The 24,052-nt window shown below is 66.8% G+C and carries 24 protein-coding genes; 15 read left to right on the top strand and 9 right to left on the bottom strand.

The window, feature by feature from the left end; all coding sequences use genetic code 11:
• Positions 1 to 38 precede the first annotated feature (38 nt).
• Positions 39 to 806: a CPBP family intramembrane glutamic endopeptidase gene (locus Y900_RS12000; protein WP_036342024.1), complete on the bottom strand. Its 768-nt coding sequence runs from the start codon at positions 804 to 806 to the stop codon at positions 39 to 41.
• Between the two features lie 18 nt (positions 807 to 824).
• Positions 825 to 1,595 carry a DUF2470 domain-containing protein gene (locus Y900_RS11995; protein ID WP_036342023.1) on the bottom strand — a complete coding sequence of 257 codons (771 nt, stop codon included), beginning with the start codon at positions 1,593 to 1,595 and terminating at the stop codon, positions 825 to 827.
• A 95-nt stretch (positions 1,596 to 1,690) separates the two neighbouring features.
• On the opposite strand from Y900_RS11995, the gene pheA reads away from it, so the two are divergent.
• Positions 1,691 to 2,611, top strand: coding sequence for a prephenate dehydratase (gene pheA / locus Y900_RS11990; protein ID WP_036342022.1), 921 nt, complete (start codon positions 1,691 to 1,693; stop codon positions 2,609 to 2,611).
• A complete protein-coding gene (locus Y900_RS11985; RefSeq protein WP_036342021.1) occupies positions 2,608 to 3,294 on the top strand; it encodes a histidine phosphatase family protein in 687 nt (228 codons plus the stop codon). Before pheA ends, Y900_RS11985 begins: the two co-directional genes overlap by 4 nt.
• A 7-nt stretch (positions 3,295 to 3,301) precedes the next feature.
• On the opposite strand, the gene Y900_RS33025 is transcribed toward Y900_RS11985, so the two are convergent.
• Positions 3,302 to 3,499: a hypothetical protein gene (locus Y900_RS33025; RefSeq protein ID WP_081845079.1), complete on the bottom strand. Its 198-nt coding sequence runs from the start codon at positions 3,497 to 3,499 to the stop codon at positions 3,302 to 3,304.
• Between the two features lie 272 nt (positions 3,500 to 3,771).
• Here Y900_RS33025 and Y900_RS11980 point away from each other — a divergent pair, with 272 nt between their 5' ends.
• The 4 genes from Y900_RS11980 to Y900_RS11965 are packed head-to-tail and all read left to right on the top strand — an operon-like array spanning position 3,772 to position 7,579.
• A complete protein-coding gene (locus Y900_RS11980; protein WP_420329759.1) occupies positions 3,772 to 3,972 on the top strand; it encodes a hypothetical protein in 201 nt (66 codons plus the stop codon).
• Positions 3,973 to 4,014: 42 nt separating this feature from the next.
• Positions 4,015 to 5,622: a S53 family peptidase gene (locus tag Y900_RS11975; protein ID WP_081845078.1), complete on the top strand. Its 1,608-nt coding sequence runs from the start codon at positions 4,015 to 4,017 to the stop codon at positions 5,620 to 5,622.
• Positions 5,619 to 6,839 (top strand): zinc ribbon domain-containing protein, encoded by a 1,221-nt coding sequence (locus Y900_RS11970; RefSeq protein ID WP_036342019.1) that lies wholly within the window; start codon positions 5,619 to 5,621, stop codon positions 6,837 to 6,839. Before Y900_RS11975 ends, Y900_RS11970 begins: the two co-directional genes overlap by 4 nt.
• Positions 6,836 to 7,579: a hypothetical protein gene (locus tag Y900_RS11965; RefSeq protein ID WP_081845077.1), complete on the top strand. Its 744-nt coding sequence runs from the start codon at positions 6,836 to 6,838 to the stop codon at positions 7,577 to 7,579. The genes Y900_RS11970 and Y900_RS11965 overlap by 4 nt, the downstream gene beginning before the upstream one ends.
• Before the next feature lie 6 nt (positions 7,580 to 7,585).
• Here the strand turns inward: Y900_RS11965 and Y900_RS11960 are convergent, their stop codons facing one another.
• The gene (locus Y900_RS11960; protein ID WP_036342018.1) at positions 7,586 to 7,936 is read right to left on the bottom strand and encodes a metallopeptidase family protein; all 351 of its coding nucleotides are present in this window, start codon (positions 7,934 to 7,936) and stop codon (positions 7,586 to 7,588) included.
• Positions 7,936 to 9,327 (bottom strand): septum formation family protein, encoded by a 1,392-nt coding sequence (locus tag Y900_RS11955; protein WP_036342017.1) that lies wholly within the window; start codon positions 9,325 to 9,327, stop codon positions 7,936 to 7,938. Before Y900_RS11955 ends, Y900_RS11960 begins: the two co-directional genes overlap by 1 nt.
• Positions 9,328 to 9,456: 129 nt before the next feature.
• Between Y900_RS11955 and serS the strand changes: the two genes are divergently transcribed.
• The 3 genes from serS (at position 9,457) to Y900_RS11940 (ending at position 12,936) form a co-directional block, all read left to right on the top strand.
• Positions 9,457 to 10,710 (top strand): serine--tRNA ligase, encoded by a 1,254-nt coding sequence (serS, locus tag Y900_RS11950; protein ID WP_036342016.1) that lies wholly within the window; start codon positions 9,457 to 9,459, stop codon positions 10,708 to 10,710.
• The gene (locus Y900_RS11945) at positions 10,707 to 11,522 is read left to right on the top strand and encodes a DUF5718 family protein (protein WP_036342015.1); all 816 of its coding nucleotides are present in this window, start codon (positions 10,707 to 10,709) and stop codon (positions 11,520 to 11,522) included. The genes serS and Y900_RS11945 overlap by 4 nt, the downstream gene beginning before the upstream one ends.
• A 229-nt stretch (positions 11,523 to 11,751) precedes the next feature.
• Positions 11,752 to 12,936: a hypothetical protein gene (locus tag Y900_RS11940; RefSeq protein ID WP_036342014.1), complete on the top strand. Its 1,185-nt coding sequence runs from the start codon at positions 11,752 to 11,754 to the stop codon at positions 12,934 to 12,936.
• Between the two features lie 86 nt (positions 12,937 to 13,022).
• On the opposite strand, the gene Y900_RS11935 is transcribed toward Y900_RS11940, so the two are convergent.
• Together Y900_RS11935 and Y900_RS11930 are read right to left on the bottom strand one after the other, a co-directional pair.
• Complete coding sequence (locus tag Y900_RS11935) at positions 13,023 to 13,361, bottom strand: hypothetical protein (protein ID WP_036342013.1); 339 nt, start codon at positions 13,359 to 13,361, stop codon at positions 13,023 to 13,025.
• A complete protein-coding gene (locus tag Y900_RS11930) occupies positions 13,358 to 14,908 on the bottom strand; it encodes a Rieske 2Fe-2S domain-containing protein (RefSeq protein ID WP_036342012.1) in 1,551 nt (516 codons plus the stop codon). Before Y900_RS11930 ends, Y900_RS11935 begins: the two co-directional genes overlap by 4 nt.
• Positions 14,909 to 14,982: 74 nt before the next feature.
• Between Y900_RS11930 and Y900_RS11925 the strand changes: the two genes are divergently transcribed.
• The 3 genes from Y900_RS11925 to Y900_RS11915 are packed head-to-tail and all read left to right on the top strand — an operon-like array spanning position 14,983 to position 17,314.
• Entirely contained in the window at positions 14,983 to 15,750 is a 768-nt protein-coding gene (locus Y900_RS11925) for a lysophospholipid acyltransferase family protein (RefSeq protein ID WP_036342011.1), read from the top strand.
• A gap of 5 nt (positions 15,751 to 15,755) precedes the next feature.
• Positions 15,756 to 16,502 (top strand): lysophospholipid acyltransferase family protein, encoded by a 747-nt coding sequence (locus Y900_RS11920; protein ID WP_036342010.1) that lies wholly within the window; start codon positions 15,756 to 15,758, stop codon positions 16,500 to 16,502.
• Positions 16,502 to 17,314, top strand: coding sequence for a Cof-type HAD-IIB family hydrolase (locus tag Y900_RS11915; protein WP_036342009.1), 813 nt, complete (start codon positions 16,502 to 16,504; stop codon positions 17,312 to 17,314). Before Y900_RS11920 ends, Y900_RS11915 begins: the two co-directional genes overlap by 1 nt.
• A gap of 2 nt (positions 17,315 to 17,316) precedes the next feature.
• Here Y900_RS11915 and Y900_RS11910 read toward each other — a convergent pair whose 3' ends face one another.
• Positions 17,317 to 18,936: an N-acetylmuramoyl-L-alanine amidase gene (locus Y900_RS11910; RefSeq protein WP_036342008.1), complete on the bottom strand. Its 1,620-nt coding sequence runs from the start codon at positions 18,934 to 18,936 to the stop codon at positions 17,317 to 17,319.
• Positions 18,937 to 19,099: 163 nt separating this feature from the next.
• Complete coding sequence (locus Y900_RS11905) at positions 19,100 to 20,077, bottom strand: exported repetitive protein Erp (protein ID WP_036342007.1); 978 nt, start codon at positions 20,075 to 20,077, stop codon at positions 19,100 to 19,102.
• A 245-nt stretch (positions 20,078 to 20,322) separates the two neighbouring features.
• On the opposite strand from Y900_RS11905, the gene glf reads away from it, so the two are divergent.
• From glf to Y900_RS11890, 3 genes are read left to right on the top strand one after another with little or no spacing between them, the layout of a single operon-like run.
• Positions 20,323 to 21,576 carry a UDP-galactopyranose mutase gene (gene glf / locus Y900_RS11900; RefSeq protein ID WP_036342006.1) on the top strand — a complete coding sequence of 418 codons (1,254 nt, stop codon included), beginning with the start codon at positions 20,323 to 20,325 and terminating at the stop codon, positions 21,574 to 21,576.
• The gene (locus Y900_RS11895; RefSeq protein ID WP_036342005.1) at positions 21,573 to 23,513 is read left to right on the top strand and encodes a glycosyltransferase; all 1,941 of its coding nucleotides are present in this window, start codon (positions 21,573 to 21,575) and stop codon (positions 23,511 to 23,513) included. Before glf ends, Y900_RS11895 begins: the two co-directional genes overlap by 4 nt.
• Positions 23,506 to 24,048 carry a phosphatase PAP2 family protein gene (locus Y900_RS11890; RefSeq protein ID WP_051660015.1) on the top strand — a complete coding sequence of 181 codons (543 nt, stop codon included), beginning with the start codon at positions 23,506 to 23,508 and terminating at the stop codon, positions 24,046 to 24,048. Before Y900_RS11895 ends, Y900_RS11890 begins: the two co-directional genes overlap by 8 nt.
• Positions 24,049 to 24,052: the final 4 nt, after the last annotated feature.

Genomic DNA, 24,052 nt, shown 5'->3' with positions numbered 1-24,052 from the left:
GCCAGTCGTCGCTCACCAGGTCAATTTACGTGCCGGACTCACGTGAGCCAGCCAACATGACCGGCGAGTGCGACGTAACCCACGAACGCGACGGTGTCGATGACCCCATGTGCTATCACCAACGGCCACAGCCGCCCCGTCCGGCACCAGGCGTAGCCGAAGACCAGGCCCATCACCAGGTTGCCGAGACCCGCTCCGAACCCCTGATAGAGGTGGTACATCCCGCGCAGAACACTGGATATCAGGATCGCGCGGTTCTGGCTGAGCCCCAGTTGCTTCAGCCGGGTGATCAGGTACCCGACCACCACCACTTCCTCGGCGAAGCCGTTGGCGAACGCGGAGAAGATCAGTACCGGGATGCGCCACCAGGTGTCGTGCAGCGCCGACGGCTCGACCTGGGCGTTCATCCCCAGCCATCGCGCGGCGAGATACAGCAGCAGGCCGGGAAGGCCGATCAGCGCCGCCAGGCCCAGACCGCCCAGAATGTCCGAACGCCAGCGCAGCCGGCCGAGCCCGAGCCGTGCCGGGCTGGTTCCGCTGCGCCACAACAGATACAGGCCGAGAGCGCCCCAGGCCACCAGCTGCGCGACGGAGGCCAGGTTCAGGCCGAGGTTGATCAGGTCGTAGCGAGACAGGTTGGGATTCAACCGAACTCGGCGTCCGGCTAGTCCGGACAGGACACCGTCGAGCAACTGCAGGATCGCGGTGACCGCGCTGACACCGAAGGTGACGGCGAGCATGACGCCGATTTCGATTCGCAGCCCGCGCCGGTCGGTGGCGAGGAAGTCGTCGCGGGGCGCGGTCACCCCGACACGGTAACGGCCCTACATGCGACGGGCGCGCAGCCCGTTGACGAACGGGCAGCCCATCAGCAGCCGGATCGCGCGACCCAGAGCGGGGACGTCCTGCACCGGCGCGGCGAACGGCAGGCGGACGTCGTGATCGCCGTCGGTGCCCTCGACGCGTAGCCGCACGCCGTAGCGGTCCAGGCCGAGCGGGCGCACCCGCCCGCGCCGCAGTTGGGCGGGCAGCTTGCCGGCCAGTCGCGCGAGGACCTCGGGATGGTCATTGTCCAGATGACGCAGCCAGGCCGATTCGAACTCGCAGAACGGGTCTGGTTGCGCGGTCAGCAGTTCGTGCAGACAGACGGTTTCGGCACCGGCGGCGTCGGCGACGACCACGGACTCCACTTCCAGTAGGAACAGCGCCTGCCCGGACCCGATGTCCAGCAGTGCCGGGTTGGGGTGGTCGGCCGCGATCATGTCGACCATCGCGCGCACTGCGTGTCCGGGCACGCTGTGGACTCGGCCGCGGATCCACACCAGGGACCGCACCGGCTCTCGCAACGGCAGCGGGGCGTAATCGGTGAGCTCGAGCATGGCCGCGATGCCACCGGTACCGGCGCAGCGGGCGCGAGCTGCCAGCGCCGACTCGGAATCCAGGCTGACCGCGAAGGATCCGCCGGGCAGGAGATGGTGCACGGGTGTGGTGGCGGGGGCGACGTCGTCGGCGACCAGCATCGCTCCGGTCGCCCGCGCACAGGCACTGCGGACGCGTTCGGCGGTGGTTGGTGTTGTGAGCGTCGCTGAGGTCATCGCGCACCTTCCAGTTAGTGAGGTAAGCCTAAGTTAACTATCGACGTGTGGTCGCGCAAGGCTTTCCCGCGAGACGGAACCGATAGGGTTGAACCGTGGCCCGCATCGCCTACCTCGGTCCAGAGGGCACGTTCACCGAAGCGGCACTGCTCAAAATGTGCGCGGCCGGTGTCGTTCCGGGTGACGGTGCCGCGCAGCCTGAGCCGACGGACAGCACCCCGGCGGCACTGGCGGCAGTCCGGGCCGGCACGGCGGATTTCGCTTGTGTGCCGATCGAAAACTCGATCGAGGGAACCGTGCTGCCGACCCTGGACAGCCTGGCGACCGGTGTGCCGTTGCAGATCTACGCCGAACTCACTCTCGACGTCGCGTTCAGCATCGTGATGCGTGACGGCCTGGACTGCGGCGCGGTGCGCACCGTTGCGGCGTTTCCGATTGCTGCCGCGCAGGTGCGCCGCTGGCTGAGCGAACATCTGCCCGATGCGGAACTGGTCCCGGCCCACTCGAACGCGGCCGCCGCTCAGGACGTGGCCGCCGGCCGCGCCGACGCGGGTGTCAGCACGGCACTTGCCGCGCAGCGTTACGGATTGGGCACCTTGGCGGACGGCGTGGTCGACGAGCCCAACGCCCGGACCCGTTTCGTACTCGTCGGCCGGCCCGGCCCGCCACCGCCACGCACCGGCGCCGACCGCACGTCGGTGGTGTTGCGGATCGACAACACCCCCGGGGCGCTGGTGTCGGCGATGACCGAGTTCGGCATCCGCGACATCGATCTGACCCGGATCGAATCCCGGCCCACCCGAATCGAATTGGGCACTTACGTGTTCTTCTTGGATTGCGTAGGCCACATCGACGACTCTGCGGTGGCCGAGGCGCTCAAAGCGCTGCACCGCCGCTGCGCCGATGTGCGCTTCCTGGGATCGTGGCCGACGGAATCAGCGACCGGCGCGACACCGCCGCAGCCGGACGAGGCGGATCGCTGGTTGATCCGGCTCCGGGACGGGGACCCGATATGAGTGGTCGGCTGATCCTGTTGCGGCACGGGCAATCCCACGGCAACGTCGAGCGCCGCCTCGACACCCGTCCGCCCGGTGCGGACCTGACCGACCTCGGCCGTGAGCAGGCGCGCGAATTCGCCTTGTCCCGCGGCCGGCGTCCGGGGCTCCTGGTGCACTCCGTCGCCCGGCGGGCCGCTCAGACCGCCGAGGAGATCGGTGCGCAATTTCGGTTGTCCGCAGAGGAATTCGAGGGCATCCATGAGGTGCAGGCCGGCGAACTGGAGAACCGCAACGACGACGACGCGATCGCGGAGTTCAATGCGATCTACCAGCGTTGGCACCAAGGGGAACTGACGGTGCCCATGCCCGGCGGTGAGAGCGCCACTGATGTGCTGGAGCGGTACCTCCCGCCGATCACCGATCTGCGGCTGCGCTACCTCGACGACCACGCCTGGACCGAGGACATCGTGGTGGTCAGCCACGGCGCCGCGATCCGGCTGATCGCGGCGACCCTTGCGGGAGTGGAGAGCAGTTTCGTGCTCGACCATCATCTGGCCAACGCCGAATCGGTGGTCTTGGCGCCGATCACCGACGGGCGGTGGAGCTGCGTGCAGTGGGGATCGCTCAGCCCGCCGTTCTACCCCGAGCCCGATGCACATCCGGTCGAGGATGCGCTCGAATCGGTCGACCCGATGGGCTGAGAAGACCTCACACAGCCAACGAGTGACTCGTTTGCTGAGAGCAGGAACACCCGACCGCGTCGCAATCGATTACCAACAGGTGAAGTGCCAGCTCGGGACCGTCGCAATCCGGCTCGGTGCACTCGCCGCGATGCAGGTCGTGGACGATCAAGGTACCGTGGCAATGTGCCAGGCCAGCAGCGCATTCTCGGCAGCTCGATTCCATGGTTCGTTCCTAGCACTGCGGTCCGACACTGCACGGTTGCCACGCTGACGCCAGCAAGCTAATTTTCGCCCGTCGCGAAATTAGCTATGCAATAGCTGGTGTGGTGAGATATCTTGAGTGTCCTCGGCCCTTCGGGGGTGGGCTGGTTAACTGCCGGGCCAGCCAGCAACTCGACGATCAACCCCGGCAACACGAAGTAAGGACTGATCATGATGTCAGGTCGTTTGACTCGACAGATTGCGCTTTTTGCTGGCGGCCTCGCGATTGTCGGGATGGGCACGCTGACCGCTTGCGGTAACAACAAGGAAAAGGCGCCGGAAAGCACCACGTCGACCACCACTACCAGCGCTCCTGCGCCGTCGCCCACGGAGAAGGCTGTGTCGCCTGGTGGCCCCAACTCCTTCACGCCGACGGTCAAGGCTCCGCCGGCTCCGACCGCGCTGCCCGGCAACGTCATCACCGGCGGTAACTAAGCCGCTCGGTCGGCATCCGTCCACAGCCACCCTCCGCCGACAGTGATCGGGGTCAACCGCCTCCGAGCGCTGTCCGCGGTGGGGCTGCTTGGGCTGCTGACCGCCGCCGTAGTACTGGTCGCTGATCTGCACCGTCCACCGGCACCCGCCGACATCGGTGCGATCAGCGGCCCGTACGCGTCTCTGCTCGCCAGCTCCGTCGACCTCGGTCCGGCGCGCACCGATCACGTTCAGCTGACTGCTGCGCTGCGTGATGGTTCTCGGCCCGACCTCTTGATGGGATGGGCTGTCCAACAAAACCTTTCAGTGCGGTGGCGCCCCGGCGACAGCTGGGCGATCCTCGAAGGTGCGCCCGACGCGGTCTCCGGTGCATTCGATGTGGATGTTCACGACTACCGCGGCAAGCGCGGCCAGGTGTTCTACGCCTCACCCCAGCAGCCGTCGGTACCGCAGTCGCTCAGCGTGGAGGTGGCCGGCTTGGGCCGCATCCTCGGCTACACGCCGCACCGCGAGTCCAAGGTCTGGATGCTGCCGCTGGAGGTGCCCGACCAAGGGCTCAGTCCCAGCGCGCTGCTGCGCACCTACAACGCGATGCCCTTGCGCGACAAGGGTTACACCGGCAAGGGCACCACGGTCGTGGTGTTCGCGTTCGACGGCTTCGACCAAGCCGACCTCGACACCTTCGCGACGACCTTCAACCTGCCGAAGTTCACCCCAGACGTGGTGGGTGGCATGCCGTCGGCACGGCGAGGCGAGGCGACGATGGACCTCGAGGCGATCCACGCGATCGCCCCCGGCGCCAAGAAAGTGCTCGTCAATGCGCGGTCTACCGTCGAGGGTGACGGCTCCTACGAGAAGATCGCCAAACTCATGGAGGATACCGAACGTACCTACCCCGGCGCGGTGTGGAGTTTCTCCATCGGCTGGGGTTGCGACAAGCTGATAACCGCCGCCGACCTTGCGCCGGTGCGGGCTGCGTTGTCGGCCGCACACCGTTCGGGCACAACAGCTTTCGATGCCAGCGGTGACCTGGCCGGCCTGGACTGCAAGGGCGGCGACGAATGGTCGTCACCGCCGAGCGACAACGACATCGGTCTGGACGCCGTGGCGTCGATGCCGGAGATGACCGACGTCGGCGGCACGACGGTGTCGACCGACGACAAGGGGGACTGGCTGGCCGAGCAGTCCTGGTTCGACCCGCCACTGTCGCAAGGCACCGGCGGCGGTGTGTCGGCGCTCTTCGAGCGCCCCGAGTGGCAGCAGCACCTCAGCGCACCCAAGGGTGACGGCAAACGGCTGACCCCCGACATCGCGGCCGTCGCCGACCCTTTCACCGGCGTGCAGATCGTGTTCAACCAGCAGGTGATCGTCGGCGGCGGCACCTCGCTGGCGGCGCCCATCTGGGCCGGTTTGACCGCCTTGATGAATCAGTTCGTCGTCGACAAGGGCGGCTCCCTGATCGGCAACATCAACCCGGTGCTCTACGCCATCGCCCAGGGCACGCCACTGCCCGCCTTTCGGGACGTCGTGCTCGGCGGTAACGCGGTGGCCAACGCCGGGCCGGGCTATGACCTGGTGACAGGGCTGGGCACTCCCAATGTCGAGAACCTGGCGCAGAATATCCTTGTGACCCAGAAGGTGGTCGGATGAGTTCGCCGGAGAACGGCATCGACGACGTTCCGACGATGGAATGCTCGGTCTGCCAGATCGAGGTCCCGGCCGGCGCGTTCTGCGGGTACTGCGGGGCACACGCGTCCGACGAACCCCACCGCGGCCCGCGGTGGCTGGGACGGCTGCGCGGCGACACGTTCGGCGCGTCACCCGGAGAGAGCGTGTTACTCCCGGCGATCGCCAGCTCACTGTTCCCACATCTGCCGCAGCGATCCCGGACGCCATTCCGGGTGGGGCTGGCACTGGTGCTCGTCGGCCTCGTCGTGTTCGCCGTCGTGAAGATGCCCGCGGCCCTGATCACCGTCGCCGCGCTCGGGCTGCCGTTGTTGTTCGTGCTCTACCTTGCCGAATCGGCGGTGTACCGCGACATGTCCTCGTGGTCGCTGGTGCTCGCGGGCACCTTGGGGGCCGCGCTCGGCGTGGGCTGGACGCTGTTGACGGGTCAGATGGTGGCTCGCGCCTATGGTGTCCCGATGGCCGCGGGCATGGCCCTACAGCACCTCGTGCGCGAAGGCATGATCATCCCCGCCGGCGGCATGATCTTGATGCTGGTGCCCACGGTGTTGGTGCGGCTGCTGCGGCCGAACTCGCGAGAGTCCTTGGACGGGTTCGTCGTCGGCGCGCTGTCCGCTCTGATGTTCGCCGCCGGCGCGACCTTGACCCGGCTGGCGCCGCAGTTCGCCACCGGACTGCTGGCACGTGGTCGTCCGATGAAGGGCTTGCTCGTCGAGGCGTTGTTGTGTGGCGTGACGATTCCGCTGACCGCCGCGGTGGCCGGCGGGATGATCGGTATCGCGTTGTGGTTCAAGGGCCAGAACTCCAACCCGCACGAGCACCCTGGCCGGATTCGTGCTGTGCTGTTCGCGCTGGCGGTCGTGGTCTTGCTGGCTCACACCGGAGGCGCGGTCACCGACATCATGGGGATGGAACAGCTTCGGATGCTGACCGTCCACATCGTCATGACGCTGGTGGTGCTGGTTCTGCTGCGGATCGCGTTGCAGCTTGCGCTTCTTCACGAAGCGAAAGATCCGATCGAGCTGGGCGAGCCGCTGTTGTGCATCCACTGTCAGCACGTGGTTCCCGACATGGCGTTCTGCCCGGCGTGCGGGGTGGCCACCAGAGCATCGTCGCGCGCGTCGCGACAGGAGCGGCGTGAGGTGCGCCCGGTCCGGCAGGTCGCCGCGGAGGGGCCGTGACCATACCCTCGGCCGCGTCCGGCGAGGAGAAGTTCGTCGGATATGCGCTGCCGGCCGGCCTGTACGTCGCCTCGGAAATGCGGCGCCCCAGATTCAGTCGTACGGTCGGGGTCTGGATGGCGGGGATCGTCGTCGTCGCTTTGATTCTGGTCGGGGTGTCGTTGTCGGTCACCAAGAAGGCCCCGCGCTATATGTGCCCGCCTGAATGCGGTGCCCCGCCGATGGGCACGCCCGTGACGGGGCTTCCCCGTTTCACCGCGGCGAACGGCTCATTCTCGGTGTCGTATCCGACGGCGAATTCGGCCTACGAGGTCTCCACCGCCGACAACGGCGTGACAGCAAAGTTCACCGGCGGGGATACCGGTGTGCTGCAACTATTTTCCGAGCCGGCGAATGGCCGCGACCCGCAGACCGTCGCGCGTGATCTGTTGAAGAAAAAGTTCCCCGACGCCAAGATCGCCTACGAGATCCCCAACGCGATGGTCGGCTATCAACCCGGTTACGGCGAAGTCGCCGACACCTGGCCTCAGGGGACGTCCAACAGCTACATCCGCCTGCGCACCGTGCTGCTGGTGGCGATCAAGAACGATCTGGCGCTGGTTGCCGGCGCTGTCGGCCCGTACCACGCGTTCGGCCCCGATTTCGGCCCCGGCCTCCCGTCAGGTGCCAATCTGCAGATCGCCCAAGACATGGGCAAATACGTCAACAGCTTTGCCTGGCAGGGTGACCCGCCGCGCTGAAGTGCTTCAGCCCCAACCTAATTCGTGTAGTCGGCCATCATCGATGCCGAAATGGTGTGCGATCTCGTGGATTACGGTGATCGCCACCTCCTCGACCACATCTGCTTCGGTGTCGCACATGTCCAGCAGCGGTTCGCGATAGATAGTGACGGTGTCGGGAAGTGATCCGGCGTAACTGGAATCGCGCTCGGTCAGCGCGATGCCTTCGTAGAGACCCAGCAGGTCCGGCTCGTCCGGGTGATGATCTTCGACCATGATCACGACGTTGTCGATCGCCTTGGCCAGTCCGGGCGGAATCAGGTCCAGTGCGTCACCGACCAATTCCTCGAACCGTGCGGGGTCCATCCGGACGGGCACTAGGCCGGCGGTGGAACGGGGACGTCGGCGGGCCCGGGCGGCGGCCCCGCGGGTGCCGCCGGGGCCGGAGGGCTGTCCATGGGCGGGGCGTCGGCTGGTGGCGGTGGTGCGGGGGGCACCGGTTCACCGTTGACCACGTTGCCGTCGGCCGGCGGGGGCACGGCGGCGGGGGTGGTGGGTGCCGCGGTCGAGCTGGGCGTCTGAGTTTGGGTCGCGGTCGCCGTCGACTGCTGCGGCAGGTGCTGGGTTTGGGTGGACTGGCTGGACTGGCTGCTGTTGTCAGTGGCCGACGGCGAATACGTGGTCGTCGGGACGTCGGGCAACAACGGAATCGACGGAAGGTTCAGGCGCTCGGACGGAATGTCCGGAGGCGGGACCGGCGGCATGCCGTTGATCAGCAGTGCACCTTTGGCGGGGTTGATCAGCGTGGCCCAGCCGCCGTTGCCCAGGGTGGCGCCGATGCTGCATGCCACCTGGTGGCTGCCGGCGGTCCAGCTGGGCAGCGAGATCGTGCTGTAGATCAGCGTCAGGGTGGTCGAGCGCAGCTGCACCGGCGCCAGGTAGGCGTCGGTCATCCGGGTGCACGCGTCCTTGATGAAGGCGTCCTGGTCGGCGTCCGACGGCAGCCCGGCGGAGAACTTCTCCGCGAGGTTCACCGCACCGGTGACCTCCATGGCGTGCGGCGCGCCGCAGTCGACGGGGATGTCGGTGGGCTGGTTGGTGGGCGGATCGATGCCGAGGCACGTGCCCGCGGGCCAGACCTTCGATTGGTCGACCTCGGCCACCCGGCCCTTGAAGGCGACCTGCTGGTTGTCGGTCCCCGGCAGTTGCAGACCGCACAGCATGCGCCGCTCGCCGTCCTGCTTCCAGGCCTTGTCGCCCGACCACAGCATGCTGATCGTGAACTTGCTGTTCGGATCGAACTTGTCGCCCAGGTAGCGCTCGACGGCCGGCTGGCATTGCTCGAGGCTGATCTGCTGAATGCGGGCGGCGCTCGGCGGCGCGGCGTTGGGACCGTATTCGCTGCCCGGATAGGTGCGCATGTCGACGGACTCGGCCACCTCGAACTTGTGGTCGTCTTTGCAGTCGACGATGGTGGCTGCGTCGGGACTCTTGTCCCAGGTCAAACAGCTGCCGGACTTGGCGTTGGCGAAGGCCGCCGTGCCCTTGGTGCCCGACAGCGGGTTGGAGCCGGCGTAGCCGGCCAGCCGGTTGTTGTAGCCGATCGGCAATGCGGTGACGACACCCGCGATCAGAAGGCCGCCGAGCGCGGTCAGTAGGAGGGCCCGCCGGGTCGACGTGGCCTGGAACGTGCCGAGAAACGTTCGCCTCGATGTGCCCGGTTCGGGCTGGTCAGGCGTCACGTCGTCCCGCTCGGATAGCTGCAGCATCGCCCTCTATTGTGGCAGGCGCGGCGAGGCGTGTGACAAGTGATGCAGTTGTAATGTTATGGGGTTGTGCTGTGTCGTCGGCCGGAGGGGCCGACGCGCCGCTGAGGCCAACTAGCTAGGGTTCAGGGCGTGATCGACCTGAAACTGCTGCGCGACGACCCCGATGCGGTACGGCGGTCCCAGCTCAGCCGTGGTGAGGATCCGGGCCTCGTCGACGCCCTGCTGGATGCCGACACTGCGCGCCGCGCGGCGATATCGAGAGCCGATTCACTGCGCGCCGAGCAGAAGGCCGCCAGCAAGAAGGTCGGTTCGGCGTCCCCCGATGATCGGCCCGCGCTGCTCGAGCACGCCAAAGAGCTTGCCGCGCAAGTGAAATCGGCCGAAGCCGAGCAGGCCCAAGCTGAAGCGGCGATGACGGCCGCGCACATGGGCATTCAGAACGTCATCATCGCCGGGGTTCCGGCTGGCGGCGAGGACGATTTCACCGTGCTCGACGTGGTGGGCCGGCCTCCCGAGATCGAGAACCCGAAGGACCATCTCGAACTGGGTGAGTCGTTGGGGCTCATCGACATGGAGCGCGGCGCCAAGGTGTCGGGATCGCGGTTCTACTTCCTGACCGGCCGTGGCGCGCTGCTCCAACTCGGGTTGCTCCAACTGGCGGTGCGGGTGGCAGGAGAAAACGGCTTCACGCTGATGATCCCGCCGGTGCTGGTACGCCCCGAGGTGATGGCGGGGACCGGATTCCTCGGTGCCCACGCCGACGAGATCTACCACCTTGCGGACGACGACCTCTATCTCGTCGGCACCTCCGAGGTGCCGCTGGCGGGCTATCACTCCGACGAGATCCTCGACCTCTCGGGCGGTCCGTTGCGCTACGCCGGGTGGTCGTCCTGCTTCCGGCGCGAGGCCGGCAGTTATGGCAAGGACACTCGCGGCATCATTCGGGTGCACCAGTTCGACAAGGTGGAGGGCTTCGTCTACTGCCGCCCCGAGGACGCCGAGGCCGAACACCAGCGGCTGCTGGGCTGGCAGCGCGAGATGCTCGAGCTCATCGACGTGCCGTACCGGGTGATCGACGTGGCCGCCGGCGACCTCGGTTCGTCGGCGGCACGCAAATTCGACTGCGAGGCTTGGGTTCCCACTCAGCAGGCCTACCGCGAGCTGACCTCGACGTCGAACTGCACGACGTTTCAGGCGCGCCGGCTGGCCACCCGATATCGCGACGAGAACGGCAAGCCGCAGACCGCGGCGACGCTCAACGGGACGCTGGCCACAACGCGGTGGCTGGTAGCGATCCTGGAGAACCATCAGCAGCCTGACGGCAGCGTGCGTGTTCCCGCCGCCCTGGTGCCCTACGTTGGGACGGAGGTCCTGCAACCGTGATCGAACTCGACCTCGATGAGGTGCGTGGCTGGTTCGGCTTCGGCGTGGCCGGGAATTTTGCAGGCCACCTCGAACAGGCCGGCGAGGCAGTCGATTTCGTCAACGTCACCAGCGAGGGTGCCGCCCCCAAGGGAATCTTCCCGTGGTACGCACCCGGGAATGACAGCTTCCTGGGTGAGTTCCCGCTGTCCCACGACGCGTTGATGGTGCCCAAGACGACAGAGGCCGACGGCCCGCTCAATCTGCAGATCGAGCCCGAGGTCGGGCTGGCCTGTGACGTGGTGTGGGAGGGCGACACTGTGGTCACGCTGCGGCCGTTTGCGCTCGGCGCGTTCAACGACTGCTCGATCCGTCGGCCCAACGCGGCCAAGATCAGCCACAAGAAGAACTGGGGCCACTCCTCCAAAGGCGTTGCGCACCAGTTCTTCGACATCAGCGACCTCACCCCGGACGGCCCGACCGCGACTCTGCGGCTGCTGTGCCATCTGCGCACCGCAGACGGCGTGCATCACGAGTACGGAGTGGACAGCCCACTGCTGGGCTACTCGTATTACGGCGAGGTGCTGCTGGACTGGATCGTCGAACGACTGGCCAACCAAAAAGGCTCTCCCGATACACCTTTGGAGGATGTCGGAGCGCTGATGGTCGCGTCCGGGCGTCCTGAGCGGGTTCTGATCGGCATCGGTGCGACGCGCTACACCAAGCTGGGGGAGTCGACGTACCTGCAGCCCGGTGATGAGGCCATCGTGCGGGTGTATGACACCGAGAGCGATGCGGCATCCGAACTGCGCCAGTTGGTCTGGGAGCCCTAGTCCCATTTCCCGCTGCGCCCAAACCGACGTGTGGGCGCCAAGGTGCGACTAAATCGCGCCATGTCGTCGATCTCGACGCAGGCCGGTTGGTGGCTGCGCACCGCCGATTGGCGTACGAACGGGTTGCGCCGATTCTCGATGTTCGGGAGTTTGTCGAAATCGGTGACACCGTAACTTACGTTAAAGTAAGTTACGTCTCCGTAACGTTACTACGGAGTAGGGAGAAGCAATGCAGGTACTGCTGCGTTCGAAGGTTTCCGCGGGCATCGCGATCGTCGGTGCGAGCGCGATCGTCGCGTCGCCGATTTCGATGACGGTGCCGGACATGCAGGTGCCGGCTATCCACATGTCGACCCTTGCGACGGCACTTGCGTCGACGTCGCAGAGCCTGCCCACTTGGGTCCAGGTCATCGAGACCTCATTCACCAACATCGCCGCGCTGGGAACTCAGGTGCAAGGCAGCCCGGATCCGATCATCCAGCAGATCATCACCAACCAACTTGCCAACGCCGCTACGGTCTCGACGGCGCTGGGAGGTGCCTTCGGCGGACTCGTCGCCGGCGTGACGGCGCTGCCCGAGGCGTTCCTCACCGCCACTCAGCAGCTGGCGGCCGGACAGTTCAGCGCAGCGGTGCAGACGCTGTTCCAGGGTGGTCTCGGACTGGTGCTGGCCCCTCTGATCAGCCTGCTCCCGGTCTTCAACATCCCCGGAGAAATCGCGAAGAACGTCTCCAACGTGCTCAATGCGCTGCCGAACATTCTTCTGGGCGTCGGCCTTTCCGCAATCTCACCGATCGCGGGGGCCACGTACGCATTTGGTGACGCCGGGCAACTCGTCGTTGACTCGCTGCACGCCGGCGATGTTGCGGCGGCCATCCGCACCCTCATCAAGATCCCCGCCGCAGTGACGGATGCCTTCCTCAACGGATATTCGGCACAGGGCACCGTGGGGATCCTCAGCCCGTATACGGGCGCCTTCTCGTCGGGATTGATCGCCAGCCTGTTGGCCGCTCGGGACACGATTGCCCAGGCACTGGGTGCGCCGGCACCGCCGTCGTCGGCGGCTGTGGCCGCACGGTCGGCCGCCCCGACCGCAGAGGTTGCGACCCCGTCCAAGGAGACTCCGACCGAGGGCTCAGCAGGGGCGGGCAACGCCGACAGCTCGGCCGCCACCGACTCGGTTCCGAGCACGGGTGCGTCGCTCAAGAAGACAGAGACCAGCGATGCCAACAAGGCGGTTCCCGGAGCGACCACCAGCCCGACAGCAGCCGCCGGTGCAAGTTCCGAAACGGGATCCGGGGCAGGCAGTACCGCAGGCGGCCAGCGGAGCGAGGGATCCAAGAAGGGCCAAGGCGGCAGTGGCCGTAGCGGGGGAAGCTCCGGGAAGGCCCGGGCGCACAGCGGCGCCTCGTAATCGCAGCTTCTGCACCCCTGGTAGTCCGTCCCGTCAGCGGACCACCAGGGGTGACGCTGCCGCTCTCATCGTCTGGGACAGCGGTCTTAGCCCGCGAGCAGCTCGTTCAGCACCGCCAGGAACTCCTGCGGCTTGACCGGGGTGAACGCCGGACTCGGATAGGTCCCGGGCACGTCGAGGGTCACCAGCGTGGATTTCACCGGACGGTAGATGTCCAGCGGGAGCCAGCGGCGCAGATCAGAGCTGCCCCAGAGCCGGAAGCGCTGCATCCAGAACCCGAGCGGCTCGGCCTTGTATCCCCGGATCGACTGCAGGGGAATCACTTTCGCGGTACCCGATGGAAAGTGGTAGCGCCGCAACGTGAGTGCGTAACGGTCCAGTTGGACCAGACCGTCGTCGTAGTGCTGCTGCGCCGGGGCGGTCATTGCCGAGAACACCGCAGCTCGTGGCCTTTGGTGGTCAGGCACCGTCCGGTCTCCAGATTCCACTGCCAGCCGTGCAGGTTGCACGTCAACGTCGAGCCCTCCACCACACCGAATTTCGACAGGTCGGCTTTCAGGTGCGGGCAGCGGCGCTGCATCGTGTACCCACCGATCTCCACGTCGCTGCTGTCGTCGTGGGTCTCGGCGAACCAGCCGTCGGCATACGCGATCCGCTCATCGGTCAGGCACTTGAAGAAGGTGTACAGGTACTCGTTGTAACCGCCCACCCGCCACGCGCGGAAGCGGGTGGACAGGAAGATGGTGTTCACCCAGTCCGGTTCGTCGTCACGCAGAACAGTCCGCACCAATTCCGGGGCGATCTCGAAGCCGTACCGGAACTTCTCGTCGGCAATCGGCTCCCGCACAACCCGTTTCGGGAAGTCCACCACGATGGTCTCCGGTCCGACCCGCAGCTCCACCGCGTAGCCGATACCGTCGCAGATCTGGTCGCTCTGCAGCATGATCGGTTCGAACTTCGCACGCAGCGGCTCCAGCAGCGATTCGCCCGTCGCCGGCGCCCACCGCGCCTTCTCGGCGGCCAGCACCGGCGCCATCCGTTCGGCGTAGGAAGCGATGTAGTCGGCCTTGCCGGTGGTGAAGATCGCCTCCACCTCGGCGGTCGGGATCGGGTGTTCGAGCGAATTCAATTGCTGCCCGGTGAAATCGGCTTTCGACCCGGGGATCATCAGCAGGCCGCCGTCATTGCCGTTGCGCCGCATCTGGTCCAGGAAGACCATCTGGTCAGGGAAGATGTTGGCCGGGTCGCCGCGGTCGTCGTTGAGGTCGCGAAGTTCGGGATCGAGGAAACATGGTGGCCCCGCTGACGGGATCACCCAGGTGGCACCGACATCGGCGATGAACTGCCTGCAGCGGTCCATACCGCGCTGGCGCTTCTGAGTGCCGAACGACTGCTTGGCGCGCTCGGGCATGTCGTAGACCATCGGGTACCAGATCGCGCCCGAGTACTGCAGCATGTGCACGTCGATATGCCCGAATGCATCGGCCAGTAGGTCCACCGCCAGCGGCCGCGAGTCGTTCATGTTGAACACCGTCGTGGTGCCGTCGGAGACGACCAGTCCGGAATCGCCGATCGGGCCGTCGGCCGGGGCCCGCAGCGCCACGATCATCACGTCCAGCTCACCCTTGGGCCCGCTGACCCGATGCTTCACGGAGTCGGTGGTCTCGAAGAAGCGGTGGAAGCCCAGCGCCTCGAGTTCGCGCTTCAGGTCGGGCACCGGGAAGTCCGGCAGCAGGACGACCGCGTCCTTGTTGACGTACTCGGCAAGCAGCTTGGGGTCGAAGTGATCTTTGTGCAGGTGCGAGACGTAGAGGTAGTCGCAATCGCCCAGCGCGGCCCAGTCCAGGGCGCTGTTGTCGGGGAAGACGAACCACGAACCGAAATAGGCAGGGTTCAGCCACGGGTCGCACAGGATGCTTCCTGCCTGGGTGTCGATCCGAAAGCCGGCGTGACCGATGCTGGTGACCTGCACAAATCCCCTTTTCCGTGGTAACTGCACCAGCCACGAGCTTAGCCGCCGACGGTTCGCGAGCTAGGCTGACCGCTGTGGAACCGGTATATGGAACGGTCATTCAGCTCGCCCGCCTGACGTGGCGGGCGCAGGGCTTGAAGTTCACCGTGACCGGCGTCGAGAACCTACCCGTGACCGGTGGTGCTGTCGTGGCCATCAACCACACCAGCTATTTCGACTTCACGTTCGCCGGGCTGCCCGCCTACCTGCAGGGCCGCGGCCGCAAGGTGCGGTTCATGGCCAAACAAGAGGTCTTCGACGCCAAGATCACCGGTCCGATCATGCGCAGCCTGCGCCACATCCCGGTGGACCGGGCCAGTGGCGCTGCCTCCTTCGACGCGGCCTGCCTGGCGCTGAAGGCCGGCGAACTGGTCGGCGTCTACCCCGAAGCAACGATCAGCCGCAGCTTCGAGCTCAAAGAATTCAAGTCCGGGGCGGCGCGCATGGCGATCGCCGCCGACGTCCCGATCATTCCGCACATCGTGTGGGGCGCTCAGCGCATCTGGACCAAGGGCCGTCCGCGCAAGATGTGGCGGCCCAAGGTGCCGATCGCGATCGCGGTCGGGGAGCCCATCGCACCGACGCTGCCCGCCAATGAACTGACCGCGCTGCTGCACTCGCGTATGCAGCATCTGCTCGAACAGGTGCAGGACAGCTACGGCCCGCATCCCGCCGGCGAGTTCTGGGTGCCGCACCGGTTGGGCGGGGGTGCTCCGACGTTGGCCGAAGCATCTGCGATGGACGCGGCCGAGGCTGCCGAGAAAGCGGCCAAGAGGGCACAACGCCCTGACCCGCCGGGGTAGCCGCCATGGAACCCGTTTTTCGCTCCCTGGAGATCCTCGCCTCGATGGCGGTCCGGGCAGTGGGGTCAACGATCACCTTCGAGGGTCTCGACAACATTCCCGCCCGCGGTGGTGCCGTGGTCGCGATCAACCACACCGGCTATGTCGATTTCCTGCCGGCCGCGTTGGGTACCCGCCAACGCAGACGCCGCATCCGATTCATGATCAAGGCCGAGATGCAAAATGTGCGGACGGTGAACTTTTTGATCAAGCACACGGGCACCATCCCGGTGAACCGGGCTGCCGGCGCCGATGCCTACGCCGCAGCGGTGCGCGCGCTCAGGGCCGGCGAGCTCGTCGGGGTCTATCCCGAGGCCACCATCAGCCGGGCGTTCGTGTTGAAGGACTTCAAGAGCGGGGCCGCGCGGATGGCCCTGGAGGCGCAGGTTCCCATCGTCCCCTGCATCGTCTGGGGCGCTCATCGGGTATGGACCAAAGATCACCCGAAACGGTTGGGCCGCAGCAAGACTCCATTCACCGTGCGGTACGGGCGGGCGCTGCCGCCGGTAGGCACAGCCCGCGATCTGGAAGGTGCGCTCAGAGAGCAGATGAGCACGATACTGCGTGAGGTCCAGTTGGCGTATCCGCACCCGGCAGGCGAATACTGGGTGCCGGCCGAACTCGGAGGCGGCGCACCGACTCTGGACGAAGCCAAGCGGCGCGACGAGGCCGAGTTGGCCGAGCGTGCGCGCCGCACGGGGGAACGCCGCTGATGCTGCCCGCGATGATCGCCACCGATGTGGATGGCACCCTCCTCGACGATGACGAGCACGTCACGGCGCGCACCCGCAGCGCGGTGCAGGCGGCGGTGGCCTCGGGCGTCGCGTTCGTGTTGGCGACCGGCCGCCCGCCGCGCTGGGTGCCACCGGTGGTCGAGGAATTGGGATTCGCGCCGATGGCGGTGTGCGCCAACGGTGCCGTGATCTACGACGCCGATCAGGACCGCATCATTTCCGCGCGCACCCTGTCGGTCGAGGTCCTCACCGAACTCGCCGACATCGCCACCCGGGTGATACCGGGTGTGGGTCTGGCGGTGGAGCGGGTCGGCCGAAGCGCGCACGACTCGGCCACGCCGCAGTTCGTCAGCTCACCCGGTTACGAGCACGCCTGGCTCAACCCCGACAACACCGAAGTCGCGATCGAGGACCTGCTCAGTGCGCCCGCGGTGAAGCTGCTGATCCGCAAGGCCGGCGCCCTCAGCGCGGACATGGCGGTCGAGCTCGCGAAACATATTGGCCCGCAGGGTGATATCACCTACTCGACCAATAACGGCCTGATCGAGATCAACCCGATCGGAACCAGTAAGGCGACCGGCGTGGAACACATCGCCCGGCCGCTGGGGATCGCCGCCGAGGATGTGGTCGCCTTCGGCGACATGCCCAACGACGTACCGATGCTGCGCTGGGCGGGCCTCGGCGTCGCGATGGGCAACGCGCACCCGGAGGCGGTCGCTGCCGCCAATGAGGTGACCGCGACGAACGCCGACGATGGCCTGGCCCGGGTCCTCGAACGATGGTGGCTGTAGACCTAGGCGATCGGATTGGTGATGCGGCTGAACCGCTCGAGCTGCACCGGCGGCCCGTCGGCCGGTGGCGGCGGCATCACCAGGGTCAGCCCGTCGACCACCCGCAGCACGTTGTGCGTCTGGCGGTCGAAGTTGAGGGTGCCGTGCTGGAAGTTCTGCACAATCCACTCGGGTTCCTGGATCTCGCCGCTGGTCGGCAGGCCCAGCGCTCCACGTTCATAGCCCAGCGATGCCCAGGCCTCGTAGATCGCACCGGTCAGCGGCTGCGCGTCGGTGGTCGGCGACCAATACACGGCGCCGTGTTCGAAGGTCACATACCGCGCGTTGCCGTCGGCCGCGGCTTCCGGCGTCGTCGGCATCCCGAGCGGTGAATCCTTGCCGCCCATGGCTTCCCACTTGGCCAGAATCGCACCGCCGCGCAGCGAATCCATCAGGTCCGGTGGCCTGTTGAACCTCGACGCGATGTCACGAATCTGGTTCAGTGCCGCATAGCCGGCATTACCCGGGCATGCGGTGTTGCCGACGTCGCGGTGCGCGAAGATGGTCGGCAGCGTCGGCGTGGCGCCGGCGGGGTAGAACGTGTAGTCGCCTCCGGCCGACCGCAGCATCGTGGTGCCCAGTGGGTTGACGTGGTCCAGGCCGAGGCGCCAGCCCAGCAGCCTGCCGACCGTCCGGACCAGGATGTCGGTGGGCGGCACGTCCTCGAAGTCGCCGATCATCGACACACCCCAGACGTCGGTATTGAAACCGCCTGTGTGCGAACCGAGTACGTCTTTTGTGATGCCCCCGGCACGGCCCTCGAACACCTGGCCGTACTTGTCGACCAATGCGTTGTAGGCGATGTCGCACCAGCCCAGGGTGCGGGTGTGGTAGGCGTAGATCGCCCGGACGATCGCGGCGGAGTCTTCGGGTGCGTAGTCGTTGCTGCCTGCCGTGTGGTGTACCACTGCGGCGCGAATTCCGTTGCCGTAGGAGGGGTTACCGCAGCGGATGTGTTCGTCGGCGCCCCACTGGGCGCGGCTGATGATGTTCGGTGGTTGGCCTGGGCCCAGTGCGGCCGTCGGCGGCTGCCACTGCGAGTCGACCGGCGCCTTCGGTGGCGGGGTGATCAACACTGCCGAGATGTTCTGTGCGAACGGCTGTTCGGCGGTGGCGGGCACGTAGCCGAGTTCCTTGCCGGTCTCGGATGGGGCGGTGGTGACCGGCGCGTTCGGCGGCCGGGTGACTGCGATCTGCACCGATGTGGTGGTTCCCACGAACACCGGGTCGGTGCCGCGGGGGCCGCCGTGCTGGTTGTCGTCGGCGTTCGATTCCAGAGTGTCCGCGGTGTACCACGGGCCCCAGCTGCCGTCCGGGCGCTTGGCACGTACCCGCGCCGATGTTCCGGTCAGGTCGGTCCCCGTGAGGGCCACCATCGAGAACGGTGTCGGCTGGCTGATCTCGCGCACGGTCACTCCGCCGCCGACGCCGGTCAGCGGTTGCTGCGAGAGCACGGTGTCGGCTGCCTTCGGCCCGTCGGGGCGTTCTGATCCGGGCACGCCGGTGATTGCCCACGGCAGGATGACGACGGTCGCCGCGATTGCGGTGAACACGAGCGTCGGCGCAGGTCGGCGGGGCAGCACAAGGCGATGTTACGTATGCGCCCTCTGATACCACTGTTTCGACACGGGCCAGTGTGAAGAAAGTGATACTTGATGCCTGCAACGGCACCGCAGGGGCCTCTCCGGGTTCACTGCCCTAGCGGCCTGACCCACCCTGCGGTGCCGTTCCGACGCAGGTCTTTTCTCAACCGGCGGGGGCTGGGGCTGCCGCGGGAGCGGCTGCGGCGGCCGAGGCGCCCTGCATGGCCTGGGTGATTGACGGCATCACCACACCCTTGAGCAGGTCGATCGCCTGGCCGACGCCGAGTTGGTTGGCGGCGCTGCTGAGATCGCTGATGATGCCGCCGGAGGCGGCGGGTGCGCTGGGCATGGCCAGCGAGGGATCCCCGAGGATCGGATAGGTCCCGTTCACCGGACCCAGCGGAGCGCTGATCGGCTGCTCGCTGGGCAGGCCGAGGCCCGTCGCCGAGGGGCTGGTCAAGCCCGGTGTTGCCAGCGACGGAGTGGTGCCGAGCTGCGGAGTCGTCAGTGCCGGGTTGGTCAACCCGGGATCGGTCAACGACGCCGACGGCAGGGTGGCCCCTGGCGTGGTGAGGCCAGGTGTGGTGAGACCCGGGGCGGTGACGCTCGGCGTGGTGAGGCCGGGCGTGGTCAGACCGGGGGTGGTCAGACCGGGGGTGGTCAGACCGGGGGTGGTCAGACCGGGGGTGGTCAGACCCGGTGTGGTCAGACCGGGAGTCGTCAGACTCGGGGTGGTGAGCCCCGGTGTGGTCAGACCCGGTGTGGTCAGACCCGGCGCGGTCAGACTCGGGGTGGTGAGCCCCGGTGTGGTCAGACCAGGGGTCGTCAGACCCGGCGCAGTCAAGCCCGGGGTGGTCAGCGTCGGACCTGCCTGCGCCGGCTGGGCTCCGGCTGGGCTCAGGCCCGTCGGCAGTGGCGGCAGGTTGATCCCGAACTGCGACAGACCCTGCTGTAGCGCGGACATCAACTCGTTGGGCAGGTCGGTCACCACGGCGGCGCGAACGAAATCGCGATGCTCGGGCGCCTTCTGCGGGGCGGCGGTCAGTTCGACCACACCAATAGCTGCAATTGGACTTGCGACGGCCAATGCGGCGACTGCGCTCATGGCTGTCGAGAGCTTGCGTCGACGGCTGTTAGGCACGGAAGTCTCCTCAATATCTAGACAACGTTCGTGTCTGATCACTTCGTGGGGACTCGGAAACGGCCGTGCGCCGAATCCGAAGCCAACGTGATTGATGTTAAGGCTGTGACTGGTGTGTCTAGAGTGACGATGCTGAATCGTGAGCCAATTGCGACCTTGGATCGTTACCGGCGCATCTGATTTCCCGCCGGGGTCCGGGCTTGCGATGCGGGTCACACCGCGCCGGTCCGATAACCTAGGCGCCGATGAGCAGTTCAGAATCCCCGGTCGCTTCGCTCCTGCCCGCCGGTCAAAATTCCGGGGCGGCCCCCGGCTCCTTCGACCTCTTCGTCGTCGGCTCCGGCTTCTTCGGCCTGACCATCGCCGAGCGGGTGGCCAGCCAGCTGGGCAAGCGGGTCCTGGTCGTCGAACGCCGGTCGCACATCGGCGGCAACGCCTACTCCGAGCCGGAGCCGCAGACCGGCATCGAGATCCACCGCTACGGTGCCCACCTGTTTCACACCTCCAACCAGAGGGTGTGGGACTACGTCCGGCAGTTCACCGATTTCACCGGATATCAGCACAGGGTGTTCGCCATGCACGGCGGGCAGGCCTACCAGTTTCCGATGGGGCTCGGACTGGTGGCACAGTTCTTCGGCAAGTACTTCACCCCCGACGAGGCTCGCAGGCTGATCCAGGAGCAGGCCGCCGAGTTCAAGACCGAGGAGGCCGCCAACCTCGAGGAGAAGGCGATCTCGCTGATCGGCCGCCCCCTCTACGAGGCCTTCGTCAAGGGCTACACCGCCAAGCAGTGGCAGACCGACCCGGCCGAACTCCCGGCAGCAGTCATCAGCCGCCTGCCGGTGCGCTACACGTTTGACAACCGCTACTTCAACGACACCTACGAGGGCCTGCCGGTCGAGGGCTACACGAAGTGGCTGGAGAACATGGCCGTCGACGACCGTATCGAAGTCCGGCTGGACACCGACTGGTTCGACGTGCGCGATGAACTGCGGGCCGCCAGCCCCGAGGCCCCGGTGATCTACACCGGGCCGCTGGACCGGTACTTCGACTACGCCGAGGGTCGGTTGGGCTGGCGCACCCTGGACTTCGAACTGGAGGTGCTCCCATGCGGGGACTTCCAAGGCACCCCGGTGATGAACTACAACGACCTCGACGTCCCTTACACCCGCATCCACGAGTTCCGTCACTTCCACCCGGAGCGCGAGTACCCGACCGACAAGACGGTCATCATGCGCGAGTACTCCCGGTTCGCCGACGACGATGACGAGCCGTACTACCCGATCAACACCGAGTCCGACCGCGCGCTGCTGGCCGCTTACCGCACCCGGGCGCGGGAGGAGACGTCCGCGAACAAGGTGCTTTTCGGTGGCAGGCTGGGCACATACCAATACCTGGACATGCACATGGCGATCGCCAGCGCGCTGAACATGTACGACAACACCCTGGCGCCGCACCTGCGCGACGGGACTCCGCTGACCGAAAGCAGCACAGAATGAGCGACATTCCGTCCGGCCCGATCGCGGCCGGTGAAACCAAGGCCGTCAGCCTGCTGGCGCGGGTGATCCTCCCGCGTCCCGGCGAGCCGCTCGACGTCCGCAAGCTTTACATCGAAGAGTCCGACACCAACGCGCGCCGGGCGCACGCGCCCACCCGTACCTCCTTGGAGATCGGCGCGGAGTCTGAAGTCTCGTTCGCGACCTACTTCAACGCCTTCCCGGCCAGCTATTGGCGACGCTGGTCGACGCTCGACTCGGTGGTGCTGCGCGTCGAGATCACCGGATCGGCCCGCGTCGACGTCTACCGGTCCAAGGCCACCGGTGCCCGAATCACCGTCGGCGGCACCGAGGTCAGCAGCCCGGATGCGACGACGCGGACCTCTGCGGAATTCGAGATCGGCCTGGACCCGTTCGAAGACGGCGGCTGGGTCTGGTTCGACATCACCACCGACACCAAGACCACGGTCCACGAGGCGGGTTGGTACGCTCCGGTGCCCGCGCCGGGCCGGGCCAGCGTCGTCGTGGGCATTCCGACCTTCAATCGACCCGCGGACTGTGTCAACGCGCTGGCGGCGCTGACGTCGGATCCGTTGGTGGACAACGTGATCACCGGCGTAATCGTGTCGGATCAAGGAACTCAGAAGGCGAAAGACCATCCTGGATTCGACGCCGCCGCCGCGGCGCTGGGCTCGCGTCTGTCGATACACAACCAGCCCAACCTGGGCGGTTCGGGCGGTTACAGCCGGGTGATGTACGAGGCGCTGAAGAACACCGACTGCGAACAGATCCTGTTCATGGACGACGACATCCGCATCGAGCCCGACTCGATCCTTCGGGCCTTGGCGCTCAACCGATTTGCGAAGGTTCCGACCCTGGTCGGCGGCCAGATGCTCAACCTGCAGGAGCCCAGTCACCTGCACGTCATGGGTGAGATGGTCGACTCGGCCAACTTCATGTGGACCGGTGCGGTCAACACCGAGTACGACCACAACTTCGCCAAGTACCCGCTGAACGACGAAGAGGAATATCGCAGCCGGCTGCTGCACCGCCGGATCGACGTCGACTACAACGGCTGGTGGATGTGCATGATCCCGCGGCAGGTCGCCGAGGAGCTCGGTCAGCCGCTGCCGCTGTTCATCAAATGGGACGACGCGGACTACGGCCTGCGGGCCGGCGAGCACGGCTATCCCACCGTCACGCTGCCCGGCGCCGCGATCTGGCACATGGCGTGGAGCGACAAGGACGACGCCATCGACTGGCAGGCGTACTTCCACCTGCGCAACCGGTTGGTGGTAGCCGCTCTGCATTGGGATGGAAACGTCCGCGGCCTGATCGCCAGCCACATGAAGGCAACCCTCAAACACCTTCTCTGCCTTGAGTATTCGACTGTCGCGATCCAGAACAAGGCGATGGACGATTTCCTCGAGGGGCCCGAACACATCTTCTCGATCCTCGAGTCGGCCCTTCCGGAAGTCCGCCAGCTGCGGTCGCAGTTTCCTGACGCCGTGGTGCTGCCCAGCGCGACCACATTGCCCACGCCGTCGGACAAGCGGTGGCGGCGCAAAGTCAGCATCCCGACCAACCCGCTGTCGATCGCTGTGCGGCTCGCCCGCGGTGTGGCCCACCAGCTGAGGCCGCACGATCCCGTCCACCATGAGCGTCCGCAGATCAACGTCGCGACCCAGGACGCCCGGTGGTTCTCGCTGTCCCGGGTCGACGGCGTCACCGTCACCACCGCCGACGGCCGCGGCGTGGTCTACCGGCAGCGCGATCGAGCGAAAATGTTTGCGCTACTGCGGGCTTCGACGCGCCGCCAGGTGCAGCTGGCGCGCAAGTTCAACCGGATGCGCAAGGTCTACCGAGACGCACTGCCGAGCCTGTCGAGCAAGGAGAAGTGGGAAACGGTGTTGCTCGAGAGCTCGTCCAGCCATGGCTGAGGTCGAGCCGGTCGCGCCGCCCGTGAGCGGTGAGATCGCCGCGCTGGTCACCATCCAATCGACCTTGGGTACGCCCCGGGTGATCGAGGTGGCCCGCGCGATGTCGCACTTCGGCGAACATGCCCAGGGCTGGGTGGCCGTGTCGGCGCTCGGTGCGCTGGCCATGCCGAAGCGGCGCAGGGACTGGGTGCTGGTCGGCGCCGGCGCGGTGGCCGCACACGCGGCCGCGATCGCGATCAAGCTGGTGGTGCGCCGCGCGCGCCCGAATCACCCCGCGGTCGCGGTCAACGTCGGCACGCCCAGCGCGCTGAGCTTTCCCTCGGCGCACGCCACCTCCACGACTGCCGCGGCTATGCTGCTGAGCCGGGCCACCCGCTCACGGCTGCCGCTGGCAGTGGTGCCCGCGATGGCCCTGTCGCGGTTGGTGCTCGGCGTGCACTACCCGACTGACGTGCTCGCCGGGGCGGCGGTCGGCGCCGTTGTCGCGACGACGGCCGGCCGTGTCGCCGCACCGCAGAAGGAGAAGCGGAAATGAGCGC

Source organism: Mycolicibacterium aromaticivorans JS19b1 = JCM 16368, assembly GCF_000559085.1.
Classification (GTDB): domain Bacteria; phylum Actinomycetota; class Actinomycetes; order Mycobacteriales; family Mycobacteriaceae; genus Mycobacterium; species Mycobacterium aromaticivorans.
This window is presented reverse-complemented; position numbering and strand designations above follow the sequence as displayed.